Here is a 24,276-nt window from a genome sequence, read left to right as displayed (position 1 = left end):
GGCAGGATGCATTGCTGCAACGAGTTCCGAACCGGAACTCACGACGGGGAGGGTTCCTGCGGTGTTGAGCTTCTTCGGGCGCGCATCGGTGTCCAAGGTGACGGCACCTATGGGGAAGGCGCTGGTCAAGACCGGTCTGACGCCGGACTCGGTGACAGTGATCGGCACGGTGGCAAGCGTCGCCGGTGCGGTGACGCTGTTTCCGTCCGGACATCTGTTCTGGGGAACCATGTTCATCTGGTTCTTCGTCATGTTCGACATGCTCGACGGCGCAATGGCTCGTGCTCGCGGCGGCGGAACGCGGTACGGGGCGGTACTGGACGCGACCTGCGACCGCGTGGCCGACGGCGCGATTTTTGCCGGCCTCGCCTGGTGGGCGGTCTACCACGAGAACAGCAAGTGGCTGCTCGTCGCGACGCTCATCTGCCTCGTCACCTCGCAGGTCATCTCGTACGCGAAGGCGCGCGCGGAGGCGAGCGGGCTGACTGCGGACGGCGGGTGGATCGAGCGCCCGGACCGACTGATCATCGTGCTGGTCGGATCTGGCCTGACGGGTATGGGTCTACCGTGGGCGATCCACATCGCGATGTGGGTACTTGCCGCCGGAAGCATCGTGACGGTCTTCCAGCGAGTGCTCGCGGTGCGCAATTCCCCTGGCGCCCGGGAACTTCTGCCGATCGCCCCGGCCGCATCAACGGTCGAAGGCGCGCCGAACACCGACGGCGAGCCTAAAACGGACGGCGAGGCAGAGAAATGAGCTTTGCCGAGCGTGCAACCGATCTGGGATACGCCGCGGGTTGGCGTCTGGTGCGAAGCCTGCCGGAATCGTTGGCGGTCAAGCTGTTCGACGCCGGAGCGGATTTCGCGGTACGCAAGGGCGGTCCCGAACAACTCAGGAAGAACCTCGCGAGAGTTCTGGGCACGACACCGGAGCAAGTTCCGGATCAGTTGATCAAGGATTCGATGCGCTCGTACGCCCGGTACTGGCGTGAGGCGTTCCGACTTCCGTCGATGGACCTGGTCGCCACCGGTAAAGCGCTGCATGCACTGGTCGAAGGCCAGGAACATCTGGAAAAAGCGATGGCGGCAGGTCATGGCGCAGTGCTGGCGTTGCCGCACAGTGGCAACTGGGACATGGCCGGGGTGTGGTGTGTTCAGCAATGGGGTGGGTTGACCTCCGTTGCCGAGCGGCTCAAGCCCGAATCCCTCTACGAACGGTTCGTCGACTATCGCGAGAGTCTCGGCTTCGAGATTTTCCCGCTCAGCGGCGGGGAGCATCCTCCGTTCGTCGAACTCTCCAAGCATCTGCGTGAGAACAAGATCGTGTGCCTGTTGGGGGAGCGCGATCTGGCGAAGAAGGGTGTACCGGTCACGTTCTTCGGAGAACCGACTCGCATGCCCGCCGGCCCGGCGAAGCTCGCGATCGACACCGGCGCGCCGCTGCTACCGGTTCACTGCTGGTTCACTCCCGACGGATGGGGCTTCAAGATCGACCCACCGATCGACGTTTCCGGCGGCGTCGGCCCGGCCACACAGGCACTCGCCGACCGTTTCGCGGTCAACATCGCAGCGCACCCCGCTGACTGGCACATGCTTCAACCTCTGTGGCGCTCGGACCTCTCCGAATCGCGGCTCGCCCGCATGGAGGGTGAATGAAAATCGGCATGATCTGCCCGTACTCCTTCGACGTCCCCGGCGGCGTGCAGGCGCACGTGGTGGATCTGGCCGAGGTGCTGATCGAACGTGGCCACAAAGTGAGTGTGCTGGCGCCGTCGTCCGACGACGACGAGTTGCCGGATTTTGTGGTTTCCGCCGGTAAAGCCGTCGCGATTCCCTACAACGGTTCTGTTGCGCGGTTGTCTTTCGGCCCGACGGCGAACGCCCGCCTCCGCAAGTTCATCGCGGAAGGTGACTTCGACGTTCTGCATATCCACGAACCCAATGCGCCGAGTCTGTCCATGCTCGCGTTGCGTATCGCGGAAGGCCCGATCGTCGCCACCTTCCACACGTCGACCACGAAGTCCTTGGTGCTGAGCACTTTTCAGGGTGTCTTGGCTCCGTATCTCGAGAAGATCAGCGGCCGGATCGCAGTCTCGGAGTTGGCGCGTCGTTGGCAGGTCGAGTCCCTCGGGTCCGACGCGGTCGAAATTCCCAACGGCGTCGACGTCTCAGCGTTTGCCGAGGCCGACATGTTGCCCGGTTACCCGCGCGAAGGTGGAACCATTCTGTTCCTCGGTCGCTACGACGAACCGCGGAAGGGGATGGCTGTCCTCCTCGGTGCGCTGCCGGAGTTGGTCGAGCGTCATCCGGATCTCGAAGTGATCGTGGTCGGACGCGGCGACGAGGAAAAACTCCGCAAAGAGGCGGGCAAATACTTCAAGCATCTCCGCCTGCTCGGGCAGGTCAGCGATGAGGAGAAAGCGTCGGCGCTTCGCAGTGCGGACGTCTACTGCGCGCCCAATCTCGGTGGTGAGAGCTTCGGGATCGTGCTGGTCGAGGCCATGGCGGCGGGCACTGCCGTCGTGGCGAGTGAGTTGGACGCTTTCCGCCGTGTTCTTCGCGACGGTCAGGCAGGCTTGCTGGTCCCCATCGGGAACTCCGATGCCTTGGCCGAGGCAATCGATTCCGTTCTCGGTGACCCGGATCGACGACGCGCGCTCGTCAACACCGCGACAAGTGTTGTTGCCGAATACGACTGGCCGGTGGTGGCCGAACAGATCCTGCGTGTCTACGAGACCGTCACGGTTGGCGGCACCGGCGTACGCGTGGTGGGTTCATGACCTTCTCCGCTCTGACGATCTTCATTCTCGGGCTCGTCGCTGCCGTCGTCCTGGTCGTCGGACTGTGGGCGTACGGGACGGCGAACCGACTCGATCGACTGCATGTGCGTTCGGATCAGTCGTGGCTGGCGCTCGATGCGGCACTGTCTCGTCGTGCCGCGGTTGTCCGCGCTGCGGCGGTGGACATGAGCGCCGACGACGCTCGCAGATTCGTCACCTTGGCGGACGCTGCCGAACGAGCGGATCGTCAGGATCGCGAACTGGCCGAAAACAGGCTCTCCAACGCTCTTGCCGCCTATGGCACGACGTCGCTGCGACCTCAACTGGTGGCCGAGTTGGCCGATGCAGAGGCGAGGGTGCTGATCGCTCGGCGGTTCCACAACGACGCGGTGCGAGACACTCTCGCGTTGCGTACACGTCGACTTGTTCGCTGGTTGCACCTCGGGGGAACGGCACCGCTGCCTCAGTACTTCGAGATATCGGAGCGCACGACCGCGGCGGCGGTGCCCGAGGGCATCACCGTCGACACGTCGCGGACCTCCGCCCGGGTGGTGATGCTGGACGAGGAGGATCGGGTGCTGCTGTTGCGCGGCCACGATCCCAAGATCCCGAACACTTACTTCTGGTTCACCGTCGGTGGCGGGCTCGAACGCGGCGAACATCTGCGAGCGGCCGCGGTTCGTGAGATCGAGGAGGAAACGGGGTTCAAGGTAGCGCCGGAGAACCTGCGAGGTCCGCTCTGGCGTCGCGTGGCGATCTTCCCGTTCGACGGTGAGCTGATCCGTTCGGAAGAGCTGTTCTTCGCCACACGCACTCATGGCTTCGAGCCGGTGTTCCAAGGCCACACGGAATTGGAGCAGCGCGCGATCACCGGCCATCGCTGGTGCAGCGCCGACGAGATCCGCCGGCTGGCCAAGTCCGGTGAGCCCGTCTACCCGTTGGATCTGGCAAACCTCCTGGTGGAGGCGGCGACGATCGCGGACGGTTCCGAGGATCCGGAAGTGCGTTCCATCCGTTGAACCGGTCGGCCGTTCAGCGGTCGCGGCCGTTTAAGGCCAGCAATGCCAAATTGGATACGGAATCGAAGGCCGGTTAGTCCTAGAGTTCTGGCCAGAGGCCTCCGAGCGAACGAACTCGTGTGTTCGCCGTGCCTCGTTTCTTTTGTCACGCCACTACTGCAGGAGTTTGCTGTGAGCACCCCCGACTCTGCCCCCACCACCGCCGTCGGCACCGCACGCGTCAAGCGCGGCATGGCTGAAATGCTCAAGGGCGGTGTGATCATGGATGTGGTCACCGCTGAGCAGGCCAAGATCGCCGAAGACGCAGGCGCCGTCGCCGTCATGGCACTCGAGCGGGTCCCCGCGGACATTCGCGCGCAGGGCGGCGTCTCCCGCATGAGCGACCCGGACATGATCGACAGCATCATCTCCACCGTCAGCATCCCCGTCATGGCGAAGGCACGCATCGGTCACTTCGTCGAAGCGCAGATCCTGCAGAGCCTCGGCGTGGACTACATCGACGAGTCCGAGGTCCTGACCCCGGCCGACTACGCCAATCACATCGACAAGTGGAAGTTCACCGCTCCCTTCGTCTGTGGCGCCACCAACCTCGGCGAAGCGCTGCGTCGCATCAACGAAGGCGCGGCCATGATCCGCTCGAAGGGTGAAGCCGGCACCGGCGACGTCTCCAACGCCACCACCCATATGCGCACTATCCGCGGCGAGATCCGCCGGTTGACCTCGCTCAGCGAGGACGAACTGTACGTGGCCGCCAAGGAACTGCAGGCCCCGTACGAACTGGTCGTCGAGGTCGCCAAGGCCGGCAAGCTGCCTGTCACCATGTTCACCGCCGGCGGCATCGCCACCCCGGCAGATGCTGCGATGATGATGCAGCTCGGCGCCGAAGGCGTGTTCGTCGGATCGGGCATCTTCAAGTCCGGCAACCCGAAGCAGCGCGCCGAGGCCATCGTCAAGGCCACCACGTTCTACGACGACCCGGACGTGCTCGCCAAGGTCTCACGCGGACTCGGTGAGGCAATGGTCGGCATCAACGTCGACGACCTGCCCGTCGGGCACCGCCTCGCAGAGCGCGGCTGGTGACACCAGGCTCGATGACCGGGCTCAACGCCTGAAGGTCTTCACAGACGAAGGGGCGACGGTTGCATTGGCAACCGTCGCCCCTTCGGCGTATGGCAGACCGGGTCAGATGCTGTCCGATACCTCGAACACGAACTCGACCTCGACGGCACTGTTTCGGGGGAGTTCGGCCACACCGATCGCAGAGCGGGCATGTTGTCCGGCCGTACCGAAGATCTCGGCCAACAGGTCGGATGCGCCGTTGATCACCTGCGGCTGCTGCGAGAATCCTGATCCCGAAGCGACAAATCCAACGACTTTGACGACGCGAACGATGCGGTCGAGCCCGACCAATGCATCGACGGATGCGAGTCCGTTCAGAGTGCACAACCGCGCCGCCTGGGCTGCGTCTTCGACGGACACGCCTTCGCCCAACTTGCCGATACACGTCGTGGTGCCGTCGACGAGAGGCAATTGCCCCGACGTGTAAACGTATGACCCCGTCTGAACGGCAGGGAGATAAGAACCTGCGGGGGCGGCAACCGGCGGGAGGGTCAGGTCGAGCGCGGCGAGTCGTGCGGTCCAGGTACTTGCGTCGTTCATCGGTTCCTCAATGGGGTCTTTTGTCCGGGAATGGTGTTCGAGTCTGTCATCGGCGGTGTCTGCGAGTCCAAGTCGTATTTGCGCCCACCCCATCACTTTTGGTGATACTCACTGTCGTCGGATTCAAAATGGTGTTCGATTCGGCCACCTAAGCTTTGTTGTATGTCGTCAATTCGCAACATCTCGCTGGGGCTACCTGTCCGTTCCGGTCACGTACTCATGCTCGACGGCACGGACTCTGTCACGGGGGAGAACTTCCATCGTTTGATCGGTGGCGGTATCGAGTTCGGTGAGACGGCCGAGGCAGCGCTGCGACGCGAGTTCGCGGAGGAACTCGGCGTCACGTTGGGGAGCGCCGAGTTGCTCGAGGTCGTCGAGAACATCTTCGAGTTCGAGGGGCGACTTGGGCATGAGATTGTCCATGTCTTTGCAGTCGACTCGGCTGACATCGATGCGATTCCGCTCGACGTGCAACTCCGAGTCCTCGACGAAGGTAGTCCAGTCCACTGGGTACTGGCAGGTGGGTCCGACCGCCCCATCTACCCGGCCGGAGTCGCTCGCATTATCGACGCCCTGATTCAGTAGTGGAATCCGTTGCCGAAACAAGAGTGGCCGCAAATGTTGCTCCGCAACAATTTTCGGTCAATCGGGATTCTTCGGACTGATTTCCGGAAACCATAGCGATTCGAACAGAGTTTCGAATATGATTGAGGAATGTTCGATGACGGAGTAGGAAGTTCAGGTACCGCAGCGCAGCTGCCCGGTGCCGAATCCGACTGCGCCCTCATCGATCTCATCGCCGACCTGCAAGCGCGTGAATCGATGCTCGTGGAACGGAAACTCGCCGCCATTGCCGAGTTCTTCGAGCGTCGCAGCGCTGACCACTCCGATGCCGGCGCGTGGTCGTCCACCGCTCACGAACTGGCTGAGGCAGAGCTCGGCGCGGCGTTGACCATGGGTCGTGCCGCGGCGGGAAAGTTGATCGGTCTCGGCTTTTCTCTCAAGACTCGCCTCCATCGCACGCGTGCCGCTATGGCGCGTGGAGAACTCGATCTCTATCGAGTGGGCTTGATCGACTCCGCAACGGCCAACGTCGCCGACGATGTGATCGACGAGGTGGAACGGCAACTCCTCGAGAAGATTTCGGCCCCACCGATTCCCGGCGGTACGGGCCTGACCGGTCGCCGATTGACAGCGGCTATCGACCGGATCGTCGCCGTGGTGGATCCCGAGGGAATGAGGGAACGTCGACGCCGCGCCCTGTCCGATCGGTTCGTGGGTGTGAGCGCTGCCGAGGACGGAATGGCCCGGATCTTGGGGAGTATTCCGGCGGAGGACGCGCGGGCTTTCGACGGTCGGTTGCGGGGGTTGGCACTGTCGGTGTGTCGACATGATTCCCGTAAGTACGAGCAGCGACGAGCCGACGCATTGGGAGCGTTGGTAGCCGGGTCGACGATTCTGCCGTGTGATTGCGGCCGGGCCGACTGCCCACAACATCGAAGCGGGATTGTTGTGGTGCGTCGGCCGTTGGTTCATGTGGTCGTGCTTGAGTCCGCGCTTCAAGGTGGTGAAGCACCAGGCGCAGACGAACCCGCTCACCTCGACGGGTACGGAGTGATCAGTGCGGAGCATGCGCGTGACATCGCTGCGGGTGCGGTGATTCGGAAGGTGAAGGTTCCAGCCGACGCGGAGCGTGAGTCTGCCGGTGCGAGCGAGCAAGCACCTTCGCCCGTAACCCCTTCGGCGTTCGTGTACCGCCCGGGCGCGTTCCTCGACACCTGGTTGCGGGTGATCGCAGGAAGCTGCCAGTGGTTGCACTGCGATGTCGCGGCATGGAATTCAGATCTCGATCACACTGAACCTTTTGATCATCGTGATCCCACTCGTGGTGGAAAGACCGTGGCGTCGAATATGAGTGCTTACTGTCGAAACCATCACCGCCTCAAGCATTCCGGTCAGTGGATGCACACCTCGAACCCGGACCGCAGCGTCATGCTGACCTCGCCGACCGGACATTGCTACCGAACGAGGCCGTCAGGTCTGATGTCGGGAATGCTCGAGCCAGTACCGCCCGAGGGCGGTCGGCGTCGGCGCACACGTCTGGAAAACAAGGCTGTGCGCGTCAAAGGTGAACGCCGGCGGCAGCGGTTACGAATGCACCTGCGAATGAAGAAGAGGGGCCGACGGAAGACCGTCGATCACGGAGACGATCCACCACCATTCTGAGTAGATCGGCGTGTCACTCCTTGATTTTGGATGCCCACTTTGGTGGCGGGGGGTGCGTCAGGCATTGTGTGAAGGTCGGTAGACGTCGGTACACGGGAAGATGTGGAGCATCGATGGCGAGGATCGAAGAAATTCTGGAGTTGGAACGCCTCGAGCGGGACATCTTTCGAGGAATCATCGCGGAGACCACCCTGACCCGCACTTTCGGCGGCCAGGTCGCCGGCCAGGCATTGGTATCGGCGGTACGCACAGTCGATCCGGCCTACTCGGTACATTCGCTGCACGGGTACTTCCTGCGTCCGGGCAATCCGATGGAACCGACGGTCTTTCTGGTGGATCGAGTTCGAGACGGTCGATCGTTCGCGACCCGACTCGTCACCGGAATCCAAGACGGACAAGCCATTTTCACGATGTCGGCATCCTTCCACGTCCAGGACGAAGGCATCGAGCACCAGGACGAGATGCCACCGGTCCCCGACCCCGAGACCTTGGCCATCGCCCAGGATTCGGAAGACCCCGAAACTGCGTGGTTGGCGCGCGAGTGGTCCGACTGGGACCTGCGAATGGTGCCGAAGGCCGACATCAACAAACGTCCGGGCGCTGCCGCGCAGCAGCAAGTGTGGTTCCGTTCCCGCGAGGCTCTCCCGGACGACCCGGTATTTCATGTGTGCACGCTTGCGTACATGAGCGACATGACGCTGCTCGGATCTTCCCGCGGCCCTCACATGGACGTCGCCATGCAAAGCGCGTCGCTCGATCACGCCATGTGGTTCCTGCGTCCGTTCCGGGCCGACGAGTGGCTGTTGTACGACCAGACGTCGCCGTCAGCGGGCTTCGGTCGCGCACTGACGCAGGGACGAATCTTCGACAGCCGAGGAAATATGGTTGCTGCAGTCGTCCAGGAAGGCCTGACCAGGCTCTATCGGCCGAAGTGACGTCGCCTGAAGTGAGGCCCATCGCAGTGAGACCCTTCAGGGGCGAGACCGCACCGCAGGCCGAGCCGGATGGTCGTACCTGACCTCGAAATCGACCTCCTCGGACACCTCTGATCGGTGTTCGAGAAGTGCGTCGACGGTCCACAGATCCGCCTCCGGCGTGTGCCGTCGCATGGCAGCCTCGCTCATGTCCAGGCGGACGCTGACGTCGAACTCCAGCCCACGCCCGAGCAACATCGGACCGGCGATCACGATGACCGCGCGCTCATGGACAGGGACCCGGATCGAGCGAGCCGATCGATCGGTGGGTTCGTCCCAGAGTTTCGGCAACAGCGTTCGTTTGGTGCGGGCCGCGGTGATCACTTCGCGATCGAGTGCCGGATAGTCGAACCAGATGGTGCGGTAACTCAACCCATCCTCGTGCCCGAACTCGTATCGCAGCGAGGCCGGTCGCACGTAGTCGTGCAGTGACACAACAGCACTCGGTCTGTTGTGGGACTCGACGGCGGCGCCGACCAGTTCCGCGAGCCGAGACGGCTGCGCACAATCAGGTCCGTCGATCGCTACTACCGCCACCGACGGAAGGGATCCGCTCAGCCTTGCAATCTGCTCGGCCAGGGCGAGGGGAGTGGACGGGATGAATGTACTCACGCCCACCATGGTGCCGTGCCCGCTCGCCGAGGCGATATTGTGAACCGTCATCGCGCCCAGTGCGGCGGTCTATGTTTTCGGAGGACTCATGGTTGGTATCGAGGAGATCCTCGCGCTCGAACACCTGGAGAAGGACATCTTCCGTGGTGCGGTCCATCCCACCGCCCTTCAGCGGACGTTCGGCGGGCAGGTTGCCGGGCAGTCGTTGGTTTCTGCCGTGAGCACCGTTGACGAGAGCTACCACGTGCACTCGTTGCACGGATACTTCCTACGTCCGGGCAACCCCAAGATTCCGACGGTCTACCTGGTGGACCGCATCCGCGACGGACGCTCGTTCTGCACCCGCCGGGTGAACGCAGTCCAGGACGGCAAGACGATCTTCACGATGTCGGCCTCGTTCCACGTCGACGACGAAGGTATCGAGCACCAGGATCGGATGCCCTCCGTCCCGGCGCCGGAGGACTTGCCGGACGCCCAGACTGTTCCCAAATTGGCTGAATCGCAGTTCTACCAGGAGTGGAAGAACTGGGACATCAGAATTGTGCCCGCTGAGCAGAGCGCGTCAGCGCCGGATCTCGCCGCGCAACAACGCGTGTGGATGCGCTACCGCGAGGCTCTGCCGGATCGTCCGCTGCTGCACATCTGCACGCTTGCGTACCTCAGTGATATGACCCTGCTCGGAACTTCGAAAGTCCCGCACCGGGGCGTGAAGACGCAGACTGCTTCGCTCGATCATGCGATGTGGTTCCTGCGTCCGTTCCGGGCTGACGAGTGGTTGCTCTACGACCAGACCTCACCGTCGGCAGGTTTCGGTCGCGCGCTCACTCAGGGGCGTATCTACGATCGCGATGGCAACATGGTGGCAGCGGTGGTTCAGGAGGGTTTGACGCGTCTGGAACGCGAACCCGACAGCCATGAGAGCAAGAACAGCCGTGCGAACAAGACAGGAACTGTGTGATGACGCGTCCGTTGATCGGTGTACTCGCTCTCCAGGGTGATGTTCGCGAGCACCTTGCCGCACTTGATGATTCGGGTGCCGATGTCGTGGGTGTCCGTCGGCCGGAGGAGTTGGACAAGGTAGACGGAATCGTGATTCCGGGTGGCGAATCCACCACCATGAGCCGGCTTCTGCAGGTGTTCGAACTGTTGGAACCGCTTCGTGAGCGACTCCGCGGCGGGCTGCCGGCCTACGGTTCGTGTGCCGGCATGATTCTGCTCGCCAGCGAGGTACTCGACACCCGGCCGGACGCCGAACATCTCGGCGCCATCGACATGACGGTGCGCCGCAACGCTTTCGGCAGGCAGGTCGATTCTTTCGAGTCCGACCTGGAGTTCGAGGGCATCATCGGTGATCCCATCCGCGCCGTCTTCATCCGCGCCCCGTGGGTGGAGCGAGTCGGTCCGGGCGTGGAGGTCCTTGCGCAGGTTCCCGCCGCTGCGGGAGAGGCCGCGGGCCGGATCGTCGCGGTTCGGCAGGGCTCGGTGATCGCCACGTCATTCCATCCCGAGGTGACCGGTGACCGTCGGGTGCACGAGTTGTTCGTCGATCTGGTGCGCGGATAACGACGCATACTCAGCCTCGGCCGAACCTACAGCTCCAGTTCGCGGGCAAGGATCGCCGCCTGGACGCGTGAGGTGAGGTGCAACTTCGACAGAACTCGCGATACATGCGACTTCACCGTCGGAGCACCGACACCGAGTTCCCGCGACAGTTCGGCATTCGACAGACCGGTCCCCAGCAGCGCGAGCACCTCACGTTCACGGTCGGTGAGCTCGCTCAATCCCATCGGTTCGGTGGGTTTGGGTGCACGCTGGACGAACTCGCCGATCAGTGCACGCGCCGCGCGAGGAGCGAGCACTGCATCTCCGGCTGCGACATTCCGGATAGCGCTGGTCAGCTCGTCCGCGGTCGCAGTCTTGAGCAGGAATCCCGACGCACCAGCGCGCAGGGCCGCGAAGACGTATTCGTCGAGATCGAAGGTGGTCAACACCAGTACGTGGCTTCGGGTAGTGCCGACGATCTGACGTGTCGCTTCGATGCCGTCGGTGCCCGGCATCCGGATGTCCATCAGCACGACGTCGGGTTGGTGCGTGCGAGTGACGGTGATCGCCGACGCTCCGTCACCGGCCTCCGCGACGACTTCGATGTCGTCGTGCTGCCGCAGGATCATCGACAGGCCGGAACGGATCGCGGCGTGGTCGTCGACCAGAGCGACGGTGATCACCGATCCGTTCCGCTCGGTGCGGGGACCGGTAGCTGCGCGCATACCGTCCATTCTCCGTCGACAGGAAGTGCGTCGAGTGAACCGCCCAGCAGCTCGGCGCGGTGACGCATGTTTGCAAGTCCATGCGTTCCTACCCGCGGATTGGATGTGCCGCGACCAACGGGGTTTCGGATCTCGATCTGTAATGCATTGTGCTGGAGAGAGATCGACATCGAGATCGGCGCTCCAGGCGCATGCTTGAGTGCATTGGTCAACGCCTCCTGGGTGATCCGATACGCCGTGTGATCGACGACGCTCGGCAGGTCGGCAGCATCGATGTCGATCGCAACGTGCACGGCGGCGCCGGCTGCCCGAACTGCGTCCAGGACGACGGGCAACTCGGTCAGCCTCGGGGGAGAGGAACGCGGGTCCGGGGTCTCGTCGTCTCCGGCGTGGAGCAGTTCGATCATCGACCGCATCTCGGAAAGTCCCGCGAGACTGCTCGATCTGATCGCTCCGATCATCTCCCTCAAGCCAGTTTTTCGTTCATCGTCGGGTTCGCCCCGTTCAGCGGAGAGAGCTGCGGTGGAGAGTGCGGCCTCCGAGTGGATTGCGATGGCGGAGAGATGGCTCGCGATCACGTCGTGCAGATCGCGCGCCATGGTCGCGCGTTCGTGAGCGACTGCGGCCTCGCGGTCCAGAACGGCGAGTGCCTCGTGGACTCGGGAACGCTCACGTTCGGCCTCGGTCAGTTCGACCTGTCGACGGATGACCAGTGCCCACCACACCGGCGTACCGAAGAACAGAGCGGTCACGACGCCTGCTCCGGCTGCAGCGCGGACGTCCTGGGTGGACAGGTAAACGAGGGCAGTGAGCGCGGCAACCGTCACCGCGGTCAGAGAACACACCACGCGGCCCAGCCGAGCCGTCCCGTACAGAACTGCGGCGTAGGTGAGATCCGAGAGAACCAGCCACATCGGCAGAGTGGGGCCAAGGGCGGCGTCGACCGCGACGATGACGGTCCCCGCCGCCAGGGCCGTGGCCGGGCGCACCCGCCGGAACGAGTCGATTGCACACAGCAGAGCCAGCATCCCGATCCGGACTCCGACGGGGACGTCGGCGACAGCTCCGACATCGGTCCACATTTCGTACAAGCCGACGAGGTAGAGGAGCGCCCCGATCGCGAACAAGCCGAAGGCGATGAGCGGATCGTTCCACTTGCCGACACTCCGACTTCTGGTCACCACAGACTTATCAGAGCACATCGGGGCGCTCGACTTGTCATACCAAATGATGAGATCGGCGTTGTTCCGATGACTGATGTGCGGATTCGAGAGAGAAGACACGCTGGAGGCATGAAAATTCGATTCGAGTTGATGATCGGCATTCTCTTGGTCGTCGGTGGCGGCTGCCTGTGGCTGTTCGCGCGTGACGCCGAGTTCTTCTGGTTTCGCGGCGGGCCACTCGGCGTGATCCTCGCGATCATCGGTGCTTTCGACATCGTGAATGCAGTCCGAACGAGGGAGACGACGATACCCGAGCGCCGAAACGACTGACGTGGACCTCGTCCTACTCGTGACCCTGGGCGGACTCGCCCTGCTGGACAGTACGAGCATCGGAACGTTGGTCGTCCCGGTCTGGATGTTGTTGATGCCGGGACGACCGCACGTTCGCAGGCTGCTGATCTATCTGATGGTCATCACGACGTTCTATTTTGTTGTCGGGGTGGCAGTCTGGACGACGGCACGGGCAGGCATGCCTGTCGTCGCCCCGCTGCTCGAAACCCCCGCAGCCCGCGGTGTGCAGTTGATTCTCGGTATCGCGTTGTTCGCGTGGAGCTTTCGATTCGATTCCGAGAAGAGGCGCACATCCGGTCAGGCCGATCGAACTCATGTTTGGCGAGAGCGGGTGCTGGGCTCGGCGAGTTCCGCGAGAAGTGTTGTACTTCTGGCGATTGCTGCCGGGACTGCTGAATTGGTGACGATGCTGCCTTACTTGGCGGCAATCGCGATGATCACCGCTGCTGGGTTGTCCGCAGTCACGTCTGCGTCGATACTTGCCGGTTACTGTCTGATCATGGCCGCGCCAGCGGTCCTTCTTCTGTTCGGGCGGGTCGTGGCCGGCCACCGCCTCGACAAGCCGCTGCGCCGAGTGGATTCGTTCATCTCTCACCACGGCGACAGCGCAATGGGTTGGGTGTTCGGCATTGCCGGCTTCTACCTCGCCGGCAATGCCGCTGCCGTGTTGTTCGTGAATTGACGTCGTTCGTGAATCAACCAGCCTGAACCAGCGAATTGATCAGCTTCACACCGTCTTCCGGGTGATCGACGGTCACGGCGAACAGTCGTCCGTTCTCGAGAGTGACCACGATGGCCTCACCCGAGCGGAGCGTGACGGCTGTTCCACGAGGGGTGATCCGGTACCCCCATCCACCCCATTCGGCTGGACGTATCGCGTCGACCGACGCGGACTTCACCTTCGAAATGGGGATCTTCTTCCATCGAACGCCCCAGGAACTGATGCCGACACCGTGACGGTCGACGCGCACGGTGACCGACGCGAATGCTGTGACGGCGAGGGTGGATACACCCAGGATCACGGCAACCCACCAATCCGAGTACGCGGCAGTCGCGATGACGAGAACTACGAGGCCGGCGGTAGCGATCCACGGCCAGACGCTGCGGACCTGCCCGACCCACACTGCACGTTCGGAGGACGTCAGCGGAGTGTCGAGCGTCGGAGTCGGCAGGGGCGACTTCGGGCCGTTTCGTTGCTGGTCAGGCAGCGCGTATGCCAGAACTCCCACGAGTACCGCCGCGATCGGCGCAAGAATCCACCAGCCGATACGTGCGTCTTCCGGCGTTCCGGCATCGATAGTCAGGGCAACGCTCAGAATCCAGATCGTCGCCAGCGTTGCACTCGAGATCGAGGTGACGGCGAGAAACAGGGGGGCGTTGTCACTCGAACGGGCCGCGACAACACACGCGATAACGACTGCCACCAGTGATATCGCCAGCGCGATGGAGAAAAAGGTCGTCGTGGTGCTGAACCCGTCCGGGATCGATCCGGACCAATGGCTCGCGACGGTCTCGGGTAGGCGGTCACCCCACGCGAAGCGTGCGAGAACCAGGATCAGGGTCGGGATCAGAGTCAGCGAAGCTGCTGTCCAGAGTCGGATCTTGCTGGTCGTCATTGTGTGCTGGTCTCCTTGATGAGGTCGAGCATGTGCGCGGTGTCGAGTCCGAGATTTCGGGCTTGCCGTACGAACTCGCGCGCAGATTCGTTGAGAGCTGTTCTTCCCGAGTCGAATTCGGCGCGAATGACGGCGCCACGTCCGCGTCGGAGGTCGAGCAGGCCTTCGTCGCGCAGTGTTGCGTACGCACGAAGAACCGTATGGAGATTGACGTCGATCGACTCGGCGAGGGCGCGAGCGGACGGCAGGCGGTCACCTGGACCGATCTCACCGCGGATGACCGAGCCACGAACCCCGGCTGCAATCTGCTCCGCGAGTGGAGTTGTGGAGGCGTGATCTATTCGGACCAACATGTTTGCATTCTATGCAAACAATGCGAGGTTTGACTAATTCGTGTCGGGGGATGCAGCGAGTTGTGACGTGGGACGGGTAACATCGGCAGAGCTGAAAGACGCGCATTCGGCGTGCGCAACGCAGCAGGAAAGGGGCTTGAATCGCATGAGCGGCCACTCAAAATGGGCCACCACCAAGCACAAGAAGGCTGTGATCGACGCACGTCGTGGCAAATCCTTCGCGAAGCTGATCAAGAACATCGAGGTGGCGGCACGAACCGGCGGTGGCGATCCCACGGGCAACCCCACCTTGTACGACGCCATCCAGAAGGCGAAGAAGACGTCAGTTCCCAATGACAACATCGAGCGTGCGCGCAAGCGCGGCGCCGGTGAAGAAGCGGGCGGCGCAGACTGGCAGACCATCATGTACGAGGGTTACGGACCCAACGGCGTCGCCGTTCTGATCGAGTGCCTCACCGACAACCGCAACCGCGCAGCCGGTGAAGTTCGCACCGCGATGACCCGCAACGGTGGAAACCTCGCAGACCCGGGTTCGGTGTCCTACCTGTTCGCTCGCAAGGGCGTCGTCACGCTCGAAAAGAACGGCCAGTCGGAGGACGACGTCCTGATGGCTGTGCTCGACGCCGGCGCCGAAGAGGTCACCGATCTCGGTGAAACCTTCGAAATCGTCAGTGAGCCACAGGATCTGGTTGCAGTGCGTTCGGCGCTGCAGGAAGCCGGCATCGACTACGACTCAGCCGAAGCTGATTTCCGCGCTTCCGTCGAGGTTCCCCTGGATGTCGACGGCGCACGCAAGATCTTCAAGCTCGTCGACGCGCTCGAGGACTCCGACGACGTGCAGAACGTCTACACCAACATCGATCTGTCCGACGAGGTTCTCGCGGCTCTCGAAGACTGATTGCTCTTCAACGCAACCCGGCCCTGACGTCCGCGTCTGGGCCGGGTTGCGTGTTGATGCGGGGTAGTAGTACCGCACACCGCTAAGCTATCGAACAGCTGTTCGGTATGGAGAGGTGTGACAAAGTGCGCGTGCTCGGAGTGGACCCAGGGCTGACTCGCTGCGGGTTGGGCGTGGTCGACGGGAGCAACGGCAGGAAAGTGCGCCCGATTGCAGTCGACGTGGTGCGGACCCCGGCAGAGATGGACCTCGGTTCTCGGCTCCTGCGGATTTCCGATGCGGCCGAACTGTGGATCGAGCAGTACAAGCCCGAGGTGGTTGCGATCGAGCGTGTGTTCGCGCAGCACAACGTCAGTACCGCGATGGGAACGGCGCAAGCGGGCGGTGTTGTGGCACTCGCGGCAGCCAGGCGCGGAATCCCGGTGTGTTTCCACACGCCCAGTGAGGTGAAGGCTGCCGTCACCGGTAGCGGTAACGCAGACAAGGCGCAGGTCACCGCGATGGTGACTCGAATCCTGAATTTGAAGACTGCGCCGAAACCTGCTGATGCCGCCGACGCGCTGGCGCTGGCGATCTGTCACTGCTGGCGAGCTCCCATGATCGAGAGAATGGCCCGCGCCGAGGCGATGGCCGCTGAACAAATGCGTAAGTATCAGGCAAAATTGGCCGAGACGAAGAAGGCAGGTTCACGATGATCGCGTCGGTACGCGGCGAGGTACTCGATATTGCGCTCGACCATGCGGTCATCGAAGCGTCGGGCGTCGGATATCGGGTCAATGCCACCCCGGTGACCCTCGGTGCGCTGCATCGGGGAAGCGAAGCACGACTGTTCACGACGATGATCGTTCGCGAAGACTCGATGACGTTGTACGGCTTTTCCGATACCGAGTCGAAGGATCTGTTCAGCCTTTTGCAAACGGTCTCGGGTGTCGGGCCGCGCCTGGCGATGGCAACTCTCGCAGTTCTCGAACCCGACGCATTGCGGCGGGCACTTTCGGAAGGCAACCTGACGGCGTTGACGAGGGTCCCCGGTATCGGAAAACGCGGCGCTGAGCGCATGGTCGTCGAATTGCGCGACAAGGTCGACGCGGTCGCGACGACGGCCGGCGCGGCTTCCGGTGTGGTCGCCGGCAGTTCGATCCGCGATCAGATCGTCGAGGCTCTGGAAGGTCTGGGCTTCCCGATCAAGCAGGCCGAGCAGGCCACGGACTCGGTTCTGGCGGAATCACCCGAGGCCACCACGTCGGTCGCGCTGCGTTCTGCCCTGTCGTTGCTCGGTAAGACTCGATGAACTTCGACCCGATCGACGATTTCGAGGACGAGTCGCAGGTCTCCGCCGAATTGGTGGCAGGGGACGGCGACGTCGAAGCGAGTTTGCGTCCCAAGAGTCTCGACGACTTCATCGGGCAACCTCGTGTTCGTGAGCAATTGCAGTTGGTGCTCACCGGTGCAAAACTTCGTGGCAGCACGCCTGATCACATCCTGATGTCCGGTCCGCCCGGGCTGGGTAAGACGTCGATGGCGATGATCATCGCGGGGGAGTTGGGCTCTTCACTGCGGCTGACGTCCGGGCCCGCACTCGAACGCGCTGGAGACTTGGCCGCGATGCTGAGCAATCTCGTCGAAGGCGACGTGTTGTTCATCGACGAGATTCACCGCATCGCGCGTCCGGCGGAGGAGATGTTGTACCTGGCGATGGAGGACTTCCGTGTCGACGTCGTCGTCGGCAAGGGGCCGGGTGCCACGTCGATTCCACTGGAGGTTGCACCGTTCACGCTGGTCGGTGCGACTACCCGATCCGGTGCGCTGACCGGTCCGTTGCGCGATCGTTTCGGATTCACCGCGCACATGGATTTCTACGAACCCGAAGAGCTGCAACAGATTCTGATGAGGTCGGCCGGAATTCTGGGCGTCAATCTCGAAGTTGACGCCGGGGCCGAAATCGCGCGACGCTCGCGCGGGACGCCGCGTATCGCGAACCGCTTGCTGCGCCGGGTTCGTGACTTCGCCGAGGTCCGCGCCGACGGAATCGTCACCATGGACGTCGCTCAGGCAGCCTTGGCCGTCTACGACGTGGACCAGTTGGGCTTGGATCGTCTCGACCGATCCGTTCTGAGTGCGTTGGTGCGGTCGTTCGGCGGCGGGCCTGTCGGCGTGTCGACGCTTGCGGTGGCCGTCGGCGAGGAACCGTCGACGGTGGAAGAAGTGTGCGAGCCGTTCCTGGTCCGTGCCGGGATGATCGCCCGGACGCCGCGAGGACGTGTGGCTACCGCCGCTGCCTGGACGCAACTCGGAATGACACCGCCGCCGGATGCCGCAGCGGGCGGTATCGAGGTTCGTGTCAACGAACCGCAGGCCACGTTGTTCGATCCGAACGGAGAGTGAATTTCGACTGGAAAGGCCTACTTGAACGGCCGATCTGTCAGGAATCCTCAGCAACTAATGGCACACTGGTGTATTGCGTAGGTCCATCCGGGACCATCGCGGCGTAAAACGTGCAACACAACCGAGGTTGATCAACACATGTCGAGTTTGCTTTTCCCACTCTTGATCCTCGCACTGCTGGTGCCCATGTTCCTGGGCATGCGCAAGCAGAAGAAGGCTTTGGCTGCCACTTCCGAGATGCAGGACTCGCTGCAGGTCGGCGATCGAGTGCAGACCACGGCCGGGCTCTATGCCACGATTGCTTCTCTGGACGACGACACCGTGGACCTCGAGATCGCCGACGGCGTCATCACCACCTGGTCGCGTCTGGTCATCCGTGAGCGCGTGGTCGAGACGACCGAGACCGACGAGTACGACGACGACTCGATTTCGGAGATCGAAGAGTCTGCTGCCGACACCGAAATCCGGCTCACCAAGGAGTCCTGACTTCGTCGACCTGGTACGTGTTCTAGAGTTGTGAACTCGGACACACGTCCAGATCAGTTTGTCCGTGGTAGTTCTTTCGTGAGAATGGTTATTTCGTCAGAGCCGTTCTTTGACCAGCAGCTCAGTTCATCCCGTTGATCAATCGTTGCAGTTCGAACGCCGCAGCTCGGGTGGTCGTCGACCGCCCGAGCCCTGCATTTACTGAAGCTCTGCACCTACTGAGGAGACTTAAAGATCGTGGCACCTTCCACCGGAACGGTGCATCCGGTCCGCTACCTGGCCCTTTTCGGGGTCCTGGTGGTGGCACTGTATGCCCTGGTGTTCTTCACTGGCGACAAGTCGACTACGCCGAAGCTCGGTATCGACCTGCAGGGTGGAACGCGCGTCACGTTGACCGCTCGTACCCCGGACGGCAGCGCTCCCAGTCAGGACAGTCTGAAGCAGGCTCAGGAAATCATCGAGACCCGCGTCAACGGTCTCGGCGTTTCCGGCTCCGAGGTCGTCGTCGACGGTGACAACCTCGTCATCACCGTTCCCGGCGACGACAGTGCGCAGGCTCGCTCGCTCGGCCAGACCGCCCGTCTGTACATCCGCCCGGTGACGGGTTCGATCGATGTCGCCACCCGTGACGCGAATCGGACAGCTACGCCCGAGGCGCCGGCGGCCGAAACTCCGGCCACCGATGCTCCGGCTCCCGAAGCGCCCGCTGACGGGACCCAGACTCCGCAGAACCGTCCGTTCCTGGCTCAGGACCCGACTACCCCGGAGGCCACCCCGGCGCCGGGGACGACAACGCCGGCTCCCACCGGAGACGCGCCGAGCGACGGCACCGACGAAGGCGACGCAGCAGCAGCGGAAATCGCCGCAGCGCGCGCCCTTCGACAGAGCACCGACCAAACTGTGCAGCAGCAGGCACTGGCCAACCTCGACTGCTCGGTTGCAGATCCACTTCGTGGCAACGACGACCCGACCCTGCCGCTGGTCGCATGCTCGCAAGACGGACTGAACATCTACCTTCTCGGTCCCTCGATCATCGACGGCCAGGAGATTGCCGACGCGTCGTCGGTCTTCAACTCGCAGCAGTCGCGCCACGAGATCAGCCTCTCGTTCAAGACGACCGGCAGCAACACCTGGGCCGAGTTCACCTCAGCCAACATCGGCAAGCAGGCAGCGTTCACCCTCGACTCGAAGGTCGTCAGCGCTCCCACGATTCAAGGCGCAACGCCTGCGGGCAGTGCCACTTCGATCACCGGCAGCTTCACTGCAGAAAGCGCGAAGGAGCTGGCCAACACACTGAAGTACGGTTCGCTTCCGCTGTCGTTCGCAGCCTCTGAGGCGGAGACGGTCTCGGCCACGCTCGGCCTGGCATCACTGCAGGCGGCGTTGATCGCCGGAGCAGTCGGTCTCGTACTCGTGCTGCTGTACTGCCTCGTCTACTACCGCATGCTCGGCGTCCTGACGGCGTTGTCGCTGATTCTGTCCGGAGTCATGGTCTACGCGATCATGGTTCTGCTCGGTCGATACATCGGCTTCACACTCGACTTGGCCGGCATGGCCGGTCTGATCATCGGTATCGGTATGACCGCCGACTCCTTCGTCGTGTTCTTCGAACGCATCAAGGACGAAATGCGTGAGGGTCGTAGCTTCCGCTCGGCGGTGCCACGCGGTTGGGCGCGAGCGCGCCGAACCATTCTTTCCGGCAACGCGGTGAGCTTCATCGCCGCTGCAGTTCTGTACGTACTGGCGGTCGGACAGGTGCGAGGATTCGCCTTCACCTTGGGTCTTACCACCATCCTCGACGTGATTGTCGTGTTCCTCGTGACGTGGCCACTGGTCAGCATGGCGTCCCGTTCGGCGTTCTGGTCCAAGCCCAGCGTCAACGGTCTCGGCGCAGTGCAAGAGGTTGCCCGCGAACGTAAGGTTGCCGCCGCTGCGTCGGCTAAGGAGACACGAGCATGAGCGAGTCCAACAACTCCCCGATGGGGTCCGACAACAGTTCCTCGGCCGCGTCCTCCGATGCCGCAGCCCGATCGGAGATCACCGACTCCGGCGTCGACCAGGGCGCGATGCCCAAGCACAGCTGGCTCTCGCGTCTGTACACCGGAACGGGTGCGTTCGAGGTCGTCGGCAAGCGTCGCTTCTACTACGGACTGACCGGCGCTCTGGTCGCGATCGCGTTGCTGAGCATCATTTTGCGCGGCTTCACCTTCGGTATCGACTTCGAAGGCGGATCGCGCATTCAGTTCCCGGCCGAGGGTGGAGTCGAGACGTCGGCGGTGGAAACCGTGTACTCCGACACACTCGGCTTCGAGCCCGTCAGCGTGCAGACGGTCGGCTCGGGTGCCAGCGCCACCGTGCAGATCCGGTCGGAGACGTTGAACGCGACGCAGATCAACGATCTTCAGTCTGCTCTCTTCGACGAGTTCCAGCCCAAGGACAAGAACGGGAACCCGTCGGCGCAAGCCATCAGTTTCGCGGACGTGAGTGAAACCTGGGGCGGCCAGATCACCAAGAAGGCGCTGATCGCGCTGATTGTGTTCCTGGTGATCGTGAGTATCTACATCGCCATCCGCTTCGAGCGCGACATGGCGGTAGCAGCCATCGTCGCGTTGTTCTTCGACATCATCGTCACTGCCGGCGTCTATTCGCTTGTCGGTTTCGAGGTGACGCCCGCGACGGTGATCGGTTTGCTCACCATTCTCGGCTTCTCGCTGTACGACACAGTGGTGGTGTTCGACAAGGTCGAAGAGAACACCCGCGGTGTTCTGCATCTGACGCGTCGTACGTACGGCGAGCAGGCCAACCTCGCGGTGAATCAGACCTTGATGCGATCGATCAACACGACCGTCATCAGTGTGCTTCCGGTGATCGCGCTGATGGTCGTCGCGGTATGGATGCTCGGCGTCGGCACGCTCAAGGACCTTGCGCTCGTTCAGCTCGTCGGCATCATCGTCGGTGCGTACTCCTCGATCTTCTTCGCGACGCCGCTCCTGGTGTCGATGAAGGAACGCTGGGGACCCGTCGCCGCACACACTCGTAAGGTGCTCGCTCGCCGGGCTACGCTGGCCGAGAAGGGTACGCAGGCGGTTGCCGTCGGCGCACCAGTTGCACGTCGTGTGCCGGTTGCTCCGCAGCCGGGTGCGCGGCCGACCGGAAAGCGAAACAAGAAGGGGCACTGAACATGCTCCCAAGGACACGCACACTGGTTCGATCGATGACGTTCGTTGCAGCCACTGCGGTGGCTGCGGGTTCGTTGGCGGCCTGCTCGGAAAGCTCCGAGCAGGTTCCCTCCATCGGATACGCCATCGACAACTCCATCTCCACGTACAACGCCAACACGACAGCCGGATCGGTGTCCGGGGCGATGGCCGCGTTCGGCCGGGTGCTTCCCGGCTTCACGTTCACGGGCCCGGCCGGGGCACCGGTATCGGACACCGACATCGGAACGGCGTCGGAGTTGCCCGGTGACGTCCTCACGGTCTCGTACAAGCTCAATCCGGCGTCCGTGTACTCCGACGGGATTCCGATGTCCTGTGACGATCTGGTCCTCACCTGGGCGGCGTCGAGTGGCAAGTTCACCAAAGACGTCGATGGGGTCGTGAAGCCCATGTTCGACACGGCGAACAATCTCGGATATGCGGACATCGACCGGATCGACTGCCAGAGCGGGTCGAAGGACGCGACTGTCTTCTTCAAACCCGGGCGATCGTTCACCGATTGGCGATCCTTGTTCGGTGCGACTGCATTGATGCCTTCACACATCGTGACGCAGCGCGCCGGCGTCGGCGACGTCGTGAGTGCGGTGAATGCCGGTGACACCGAAGCGTTGTCGAAGATCGCGGACTTCTGGAACACCGGGTGGAACCTGACTCCCGGGCAAGTGGACACCTCCGTACTGCCTTCCGCTGGTCCGTATCGAATCGACTCGTACAGTGCCGATGACGGTCTGGTACTGGTCGCGAACGAGCGGTGGTGGGGTAACAAGCCGGCGACCGATCGCATCGTCGTCTGGCCACGTGGTGTGAATCTGACCGAGGACCTCGACAAGAACTCGATCGAGGTCGTCGACGTCGCTTCCGGGTCGGCAGGCGAACTCGGCACTCCGTCCGGGTTCGATGTCCAGCAGATTCCGTCGCGGTCGATCGAGCAGTTCGTTCTCGCGACTTCGGGCGCGCTGGGGGACGAGGCCGCGCGCCGTGCCTTCGCGCATTGTGTTCCGCGGACAACACTTTTCGAGAAGTTCGGACAGACGGAGAATGCGCCGCAGGCCGGTCTGGGTTCCGGCGTGGTTGATTCACGACTGATGGCGCCGGATTCACTGGTCTACGGCGACGCCGCCGCGGTCGACGGTGATCGGTACGCCAATGCCGACGTCGAGGCCGCGAAGACGTCGTTGTCGGAAGCCAACCTCGATCAGTTGACCGTCCGGGTCGGGTACCTCGCACCGGACCCGGTGCGGGCGCAGATCGTCTCCGAGGCGAAAGCCGCGTGTGCTCCGGCGGGAATCACGATCGAGGACGCGAGTAGCGACAGCTTCGATCCGGCGAGTCTGCAGTCCGGGGGAGTCGACGCTGTGCTTTCCGGCATGGCAGGCAAAGTCGGTGCAGGCGGCACAGCGAGCATGATCGACGCGCGCGGAGCATTGCGATCGGGCAACGGCGCAAACCTCGGAACGTACGGAAACGCAAGGATCGATCAGATCATCGATCAGTTGAACGTGGATGCGAGCACCAGTGCGCAATTGGGACTCTCGGTGGAGGCGGAGAACATCCTGTGGACCCAGGTGCCTACGATTCCACTGTTCAATCAACTACGAACTGTCGCTGTAGCCCCAGGCATGTCGGCAGTGTTGGTCAATCCGACTCGGGCCGCTACCGGCTGGAACATGGACAGATGGGTACTACGCAGATGAGCGTCTCGAACGGTGTTGCCTTGCACACGACTGAAGAATTGATCGCAATCCACCGGGCTGCCGGAGACGCCGTTGTTCGGCTGACCCGCTGGGCGGACAACTTTCCCGGTCCCGGTGTTCGGTTCGCCGATCTGACTCCGGTGTTCGCCGACGCCGAGGGATTCGGAGCCGTGCTCGACGCTCTTGTCGCCTGCGCTCCGGAAGCCGACACGATCGCCGCCGTCGATGCTCGCGGTTTCCTGCTCGGTGCCGGCGCGGCCGCGAAGATGGGCGCGGGAGTAGTTGCCGTGCGGAAGGTCGGCAAACTGCCGCCACCCGTGCTCTCTCGTTCGTACAGCCTCGAGTACGGATCGTCGACACTCGAGATCCCGGCAAACGGCTTCGATCTCACCGGACGGAATGTTCTGGTGATCGACGACGTTCTGGCTACCGGAGGGACACTCGAGGCGGCTGTACAGTTGGTTGAGTTGGGTGGAGCTAACGTCGTCGGCGTCGCAGTGGTGCTCGAGATCGAGGAATTGCGCGGCCGTGATCGCTTCTTGAAGTACCCACTGACATCCCTGGTGAAGGTCTGA

The 24,276-nt window shown here is 62.9% G+C and carries 27 protein-coding genes; 21 read left to right on the top strand and 6 right to left on the bottom strand.

Going from position 1 to position 24,276, the window contains the following annotated elements; all coding sequences use genetic code 11:
- Positions 1-61: 61 nt before the first annotated feature.
- The 5 genes from pgsA (at position 62) to pdxS (ending at position 4,879) form a co-directional block, all read left to right on the top strand.
- The gene (gene pgsA / locus ABWI03_RS20070) at positions 62-757 is read left to right on the top strand and encodes a phosphatidylinositol phosphate synthase (protein ID WP_166809518.1); all 696 of its coding nucleotides are present in this window, start codon (positions 62-64) and stop codon (positions 755-757) included.
- Positions 754-1,656, top strand: a complete 903-nt coding sequence (locus ABWI03_RS20065) for a phosphatidylinositol mannoside acyltransferase (RefSeq protein ID WP_235172154.1) — start codon at positions 754-756, stop codon at positions 1,654-1,656. Before pgsA ends, ABWI03_RS20065 begins: the two co-directional genes overlap by 4 nt.
- On the top strand, positions 1,653-2,780 hold the full coding sequence (locus ABWI03_RS20060) for a glycosyltransferase family 4 protein (protein WP_095970498.1): 1,128 nt from the start codon (positions 1,653-1,655) through the stop codon (positions 2,778-2,780). Before ABWI03_RS20065 ends, ABWI03_RS20060 begins: the two co-directional genes overlap by 4 nt.
- Positions 2,777-3,799 carry an NUDIX hydrolase gene (locus ABWI03_RS20055; protein ID WP_042951805.1) on the top strand — a complete coding sequence of 341 codons (1,023 nt, stop codon included), beginning with the start codon at positions 2,777-2,779 and terminating at the stop codon, positions 3,797-3,799. The genes ABWI03_RS20060 and ABWI03_RS20055 overlap by 4 nt, the downstream gene beginning before the upstream one ends.
- A gap of 171 nt (positions 3,800-3,970) precedes the next feature.
- Positions 3,971-4,879 (top strand): pyridoxal 5'-phosphate synthase lyase subunit PdxS, encoded by a 909-nt coding sequence (pdxS, locus tag ABWI03_RS20050; RefSeq protein ID WP_124569700.1) that lies wholly within the window; start codon positions 3,971-3,973, stop codon positions 4,877-4,879.
- A 102-nt stretch (positions 4,880-4,981) separates the two neighbouring features.
- Here the strand turns inward: pdxS and ABWI03_RS20045 are convergent, their stop codons facing one another.
- Positions 4,982-5,458 carry a RidA family protein gene (locus tag ABWI03_RS20045; RefSeq protein WP_298781564.1) on the bottom strand — a complete coding sequence of 159 codons (477 nt, stop codon included), beginning with the start codon at positions 5,456-5,458 and terminating at the stop codon, positions 4,982-4,984.
- 162 nt (positions 5,459-5,620) lie between these two features.
- Here ABWI03_RS20045 and ABWI03_RS20040 point away from each other — a divergent pair, with 162 nt between their 5' ends.
- The 3 genes from ABWI03_RS20040 to ABWI03_RS20030 all read left to right on the top strand — a co-directional run bounded on the left by ABWI03_RS20040 (position 5,621) and on the right by ABWI03_RS20030 (position 8,619).
- Complete coding sequence (locus ABWI03_RS20040) at positions 5,621-6,043, top strand: NUDIX domain-containing protein (protein WP_298781567.1); 423 nt, start codon at positions 5,621-5,623, stop codon at positions 6,041-6,043.
- 129 nt (positions 6,044-6,172) lie between these two features.
- The gene (locus ABWI03_RS20035; RefSeq protein WP_298781570.1) at positions 6,173-7,684 is read left to right on the top strand and encodes an HNH endonuclease signature motif containing protein; all 1,512 of its coding nucleotides are present in this window, start codon (positions 6,173-6,175) and stop codon (positions 7,682-7,684) included.
- A 113-nt stretch (positions 7,685-7,797) separates the two neighbouring features.
- Positions 7,798-8,619, top strand: coding sequence for an acyl-CoA thioesterase (locus ABWI03_RS20030; RefSeq protein WP_019748291.1), 822 nt, complete (start codon positions 7,798-7,800; stop codon positions 8,617-8,619).
- A 36-nt stretch (positions 8,620-8,655) separates the two neighbouring features.
- Here the strand turns inward: ABWI03_RS20030 and ABWI03_RS20025 are convergent, their stop codons facing one another.
- Positions 8,656-9,321, bottom strand: a complete 666-nt coding sequence (locus tag ABWI03_RS20025; protein ID WP_350491604.1) for a nucleoside/nucleotide kinase family protein — start codon at positions 9,319-9,321, stop codon at positions 8,656-8,658.
- A gap of 37 nt (positions 9,322-9,358) precedes the next feature.
- Here ABWI03_RS20025 and tesB point away from each other — a divergent pair, with 37 nt between their 5' ends.
- Complete coding sequence (tesB, locus tag ABWI03_RS20020) at positions 9,359-10,228, top strand: acyl-CoA thioesterase II (protein WP_298781574.1); 870 nt, start codon at positions 9,359-9,361, stop codon at positions 10,226-10,228.
- A complete protein-coding gene (gene pdxT, locus ABWI03_RS20015; protein ID WP_298781577.1) occupies positions 10,228-10,833 on the top strand; it encodes a pyridoxal 5'-phosphate synthase glutaminase subunit PdxT in 606 nt (201 codons plus the stop codon). Before tesB ends, pdxT begins: the two co-directional genes overlap by 1 nt.
- 26 nt (positions 10,834-10,859) lie before the next feature.
- Here the strand turns inward: pdxT and ABWI03_RS20010 are convergent, their stop codons facing one another.
- Positions 10,860-11,537, bottom strand: coding sequence for a response regulator (locus tag ABWI03_RS20010; protein WP_298781581.1), 678 nt, complete (start codon positions 11,535-11,537; stop codon positions 10,860-10,862).
- On the bottom strand, positions 11,492-12,718 hold the full coding sequence (locus tag ABWI03_RS20005) for a sensor histidine kinase (protein ID WP_353798877.1): 1,227 nt from the start codon (positions 12,716-12,718) through the stop codon (positions 11,492-11,494). Before ABWI03_RS20005 ends, ABWI03_RS20010 begins: the two co-directional genes overlap by 46 nt.
- Positions 12,719-12,829: 111 nt before the next feature.
- Between ABWI03_RS20005 and ABWI03_RS20000 the strand changes: the two genes are divergently transcribed.
- A complete protein-coding gene (locus ABWI03_RS20000; protein WP_298781588.1) occupies positions 12,830-13,030 on the top strand; it encodes a hypothetical protein in 201 nt (66 codons plus the stop codon).
- A gap of 1 nt (position 13,031) precedes the next feature.
- Entirely contained in the window at positions 13,032-13,733 is a 702-nt protein-coding gene (locus ABWI03_RS19995; protein ID WP_298781590.1) for a GAP family protein, read from the top strand.
- Positions 13,734-13,746: 13 nt separating this feature from the next.
- On the opposite strand, the gene ABWI03_RS19990 is transcribed toward ABWI03_RS19995, so the two are convergent.
- Positions 13,747-14,667 (bottom strand): hypothetical protein, encoded by a 921-nt coding sequence (locus tag ABWI03_RS19990; protein WP_298781593.1) that lies wholly within the window; start codon positions 14,665-14,667, stop codon positions 13,747-13,749.
- The gene (locus ABWI03_RS19985) at positions 14,664-15,020 is read right to left on the bottom strand and encodes a GntR family transcriptional regulator (RefSeq protein ID WP_030536855.1); all 357 of its coding nucleotides are present in this window, start codon (positions 15,018-15,020) and stop codon (positions 14,664-14,666) included. The genes ABWI03_RS19990 and ABWI03_RS19985 overlap by 4 nt, the downstream gene beginning before the upstream one ends.
- A 145-nt stretch (positions 15,021-15,165) precedes the next feature.
- Between ABWI03_RS19985 and ABWI03_RS19980 the strand changes: the two genes are divergently transcribed.
- From ABWI03_RS19980 to ABWI03_RS19940, 9 genes are all read left to right on the top strand, one after another.
- A complete protein-coding gene (locus ABWI03_RS19980) occupies positions 15,166-15,918 on the top strand; it encodes a YebC/PmpR family DNA-binding transcriptional regulator (protein ID WP_007732951.1) in 753 nt (250 codons plus the stop codon).
- 125 nt (positions 15,919-16,043) lie between these two features.
- Complete coding sequence (gene ruvC, locus ABWI03_RS19975) at positions 16,044-16,613, top strand: crossover junction endodeoxyribonuclease RuvC (protein WP_003943325.1); 570 nt, start codon at positions 16,044-16,046, stop codon at positions 16,611-16,613.
- Complete coding sequence (gene ruvA / locus ABWI03_RS19970) at positions 16,610-17,209, top strand: Holliday junction branch migration protein RuvA (protein WP_003943318.1); 600 nt, start codon at positions 16,610-16,612, stop codon at positions 17,207-17,209. Before ruvC ends, ruvA begins: the two co-directional genes overlap by 4 nt.
- The gene (ruvB, locus tag ABWI03_RS19965) at positions 17,206-18,303 is read left to right on the top strand and encodes a Holliday junction branch migration DNA helicase RuvB (protein ID WP_095973598.1); all 1,098 of its coding nucleotides are present in this window, start codon (positions 17,206-17,208) and stop codon (positions 18,301-18,303) included. Before ruvA ends, ruvB begins: the two co-directional genes overlap by 4 nt.
- 138 nt (positions 18,304-18,441) lie before the next feature.
- Positions 18,442-18,789: a preprotein translocase subunit YajC gene (yajC, locus tag ABWI03_RS19960; RefSeq protein ID WP_003943339.1), complete on the top strand. Its 348-nt coding sequence runs from the start codon at positions 18,442-18,444 to the stop codon at positions 18,787-18,789.
- A gap of 237 nt (positions 18,790-19,026) precedes the next feature.
- On the top strand, positions 19,027-20,748 hold the full coding sequence (secD, locus tag ABWI03_RS19955; protein ID WP_283376367.1) for a protein translocase subunit SecD: 1,722 nt from the start codon (positions 19,027-19,029) through the stop codon (positions 20,746-20,748).
- A 20-nt stretch (positions 20,749-20,768) separates the two neighbouring features.
- Entirely contained in the window at positions 20,769-21,968 is a 1,200-nt protein-coding gene (gene secF, locus ABWI03_RS19950; protein ID WP_411742227.1) for a protein translocase subunit SecF, read from the top strand.
- Between the two features lie 2 nt (positions 21,969-21,970).
- A complete protein-coding gene (locus ABWI03_RS19945; protein WP_298781603.1) occupies positions 21,971-23,701 on the top strand; it encodes an ABC transporter substrate-binding protein in 1,731 nt (576 codons plus the stop codon).
- Positions 23,698-24,276, top strand: a complete 579-nt coding sequence (locus ABWI03_RS19940; protein ID WP_435054158.1) for an adenine phosphoribosyltransferase — start codon at positions 23,698-23,700, stop codon at positions 24,274-24,276. The genes ABWI03_RS19945 and ABWI03_RS19940 overlap by 4 nt, the downstream gene beginning before the upstream one ends.

Source organism: Rhodococcus baikonurensis (assembly GCF_040489275.1).
GTDB lineage: Bacteria > Actinomycetota > Actinomycetes > Mycobacteriales > Mycobacteriaceae > Rhodococcus_F > Rhodococcus_F baikonurensis.
The sequence above is the reverse complement of the archived record's forward strand: the minus strand, read 5'-3'. Positions and strand labels throughout refer to the sequence as shown.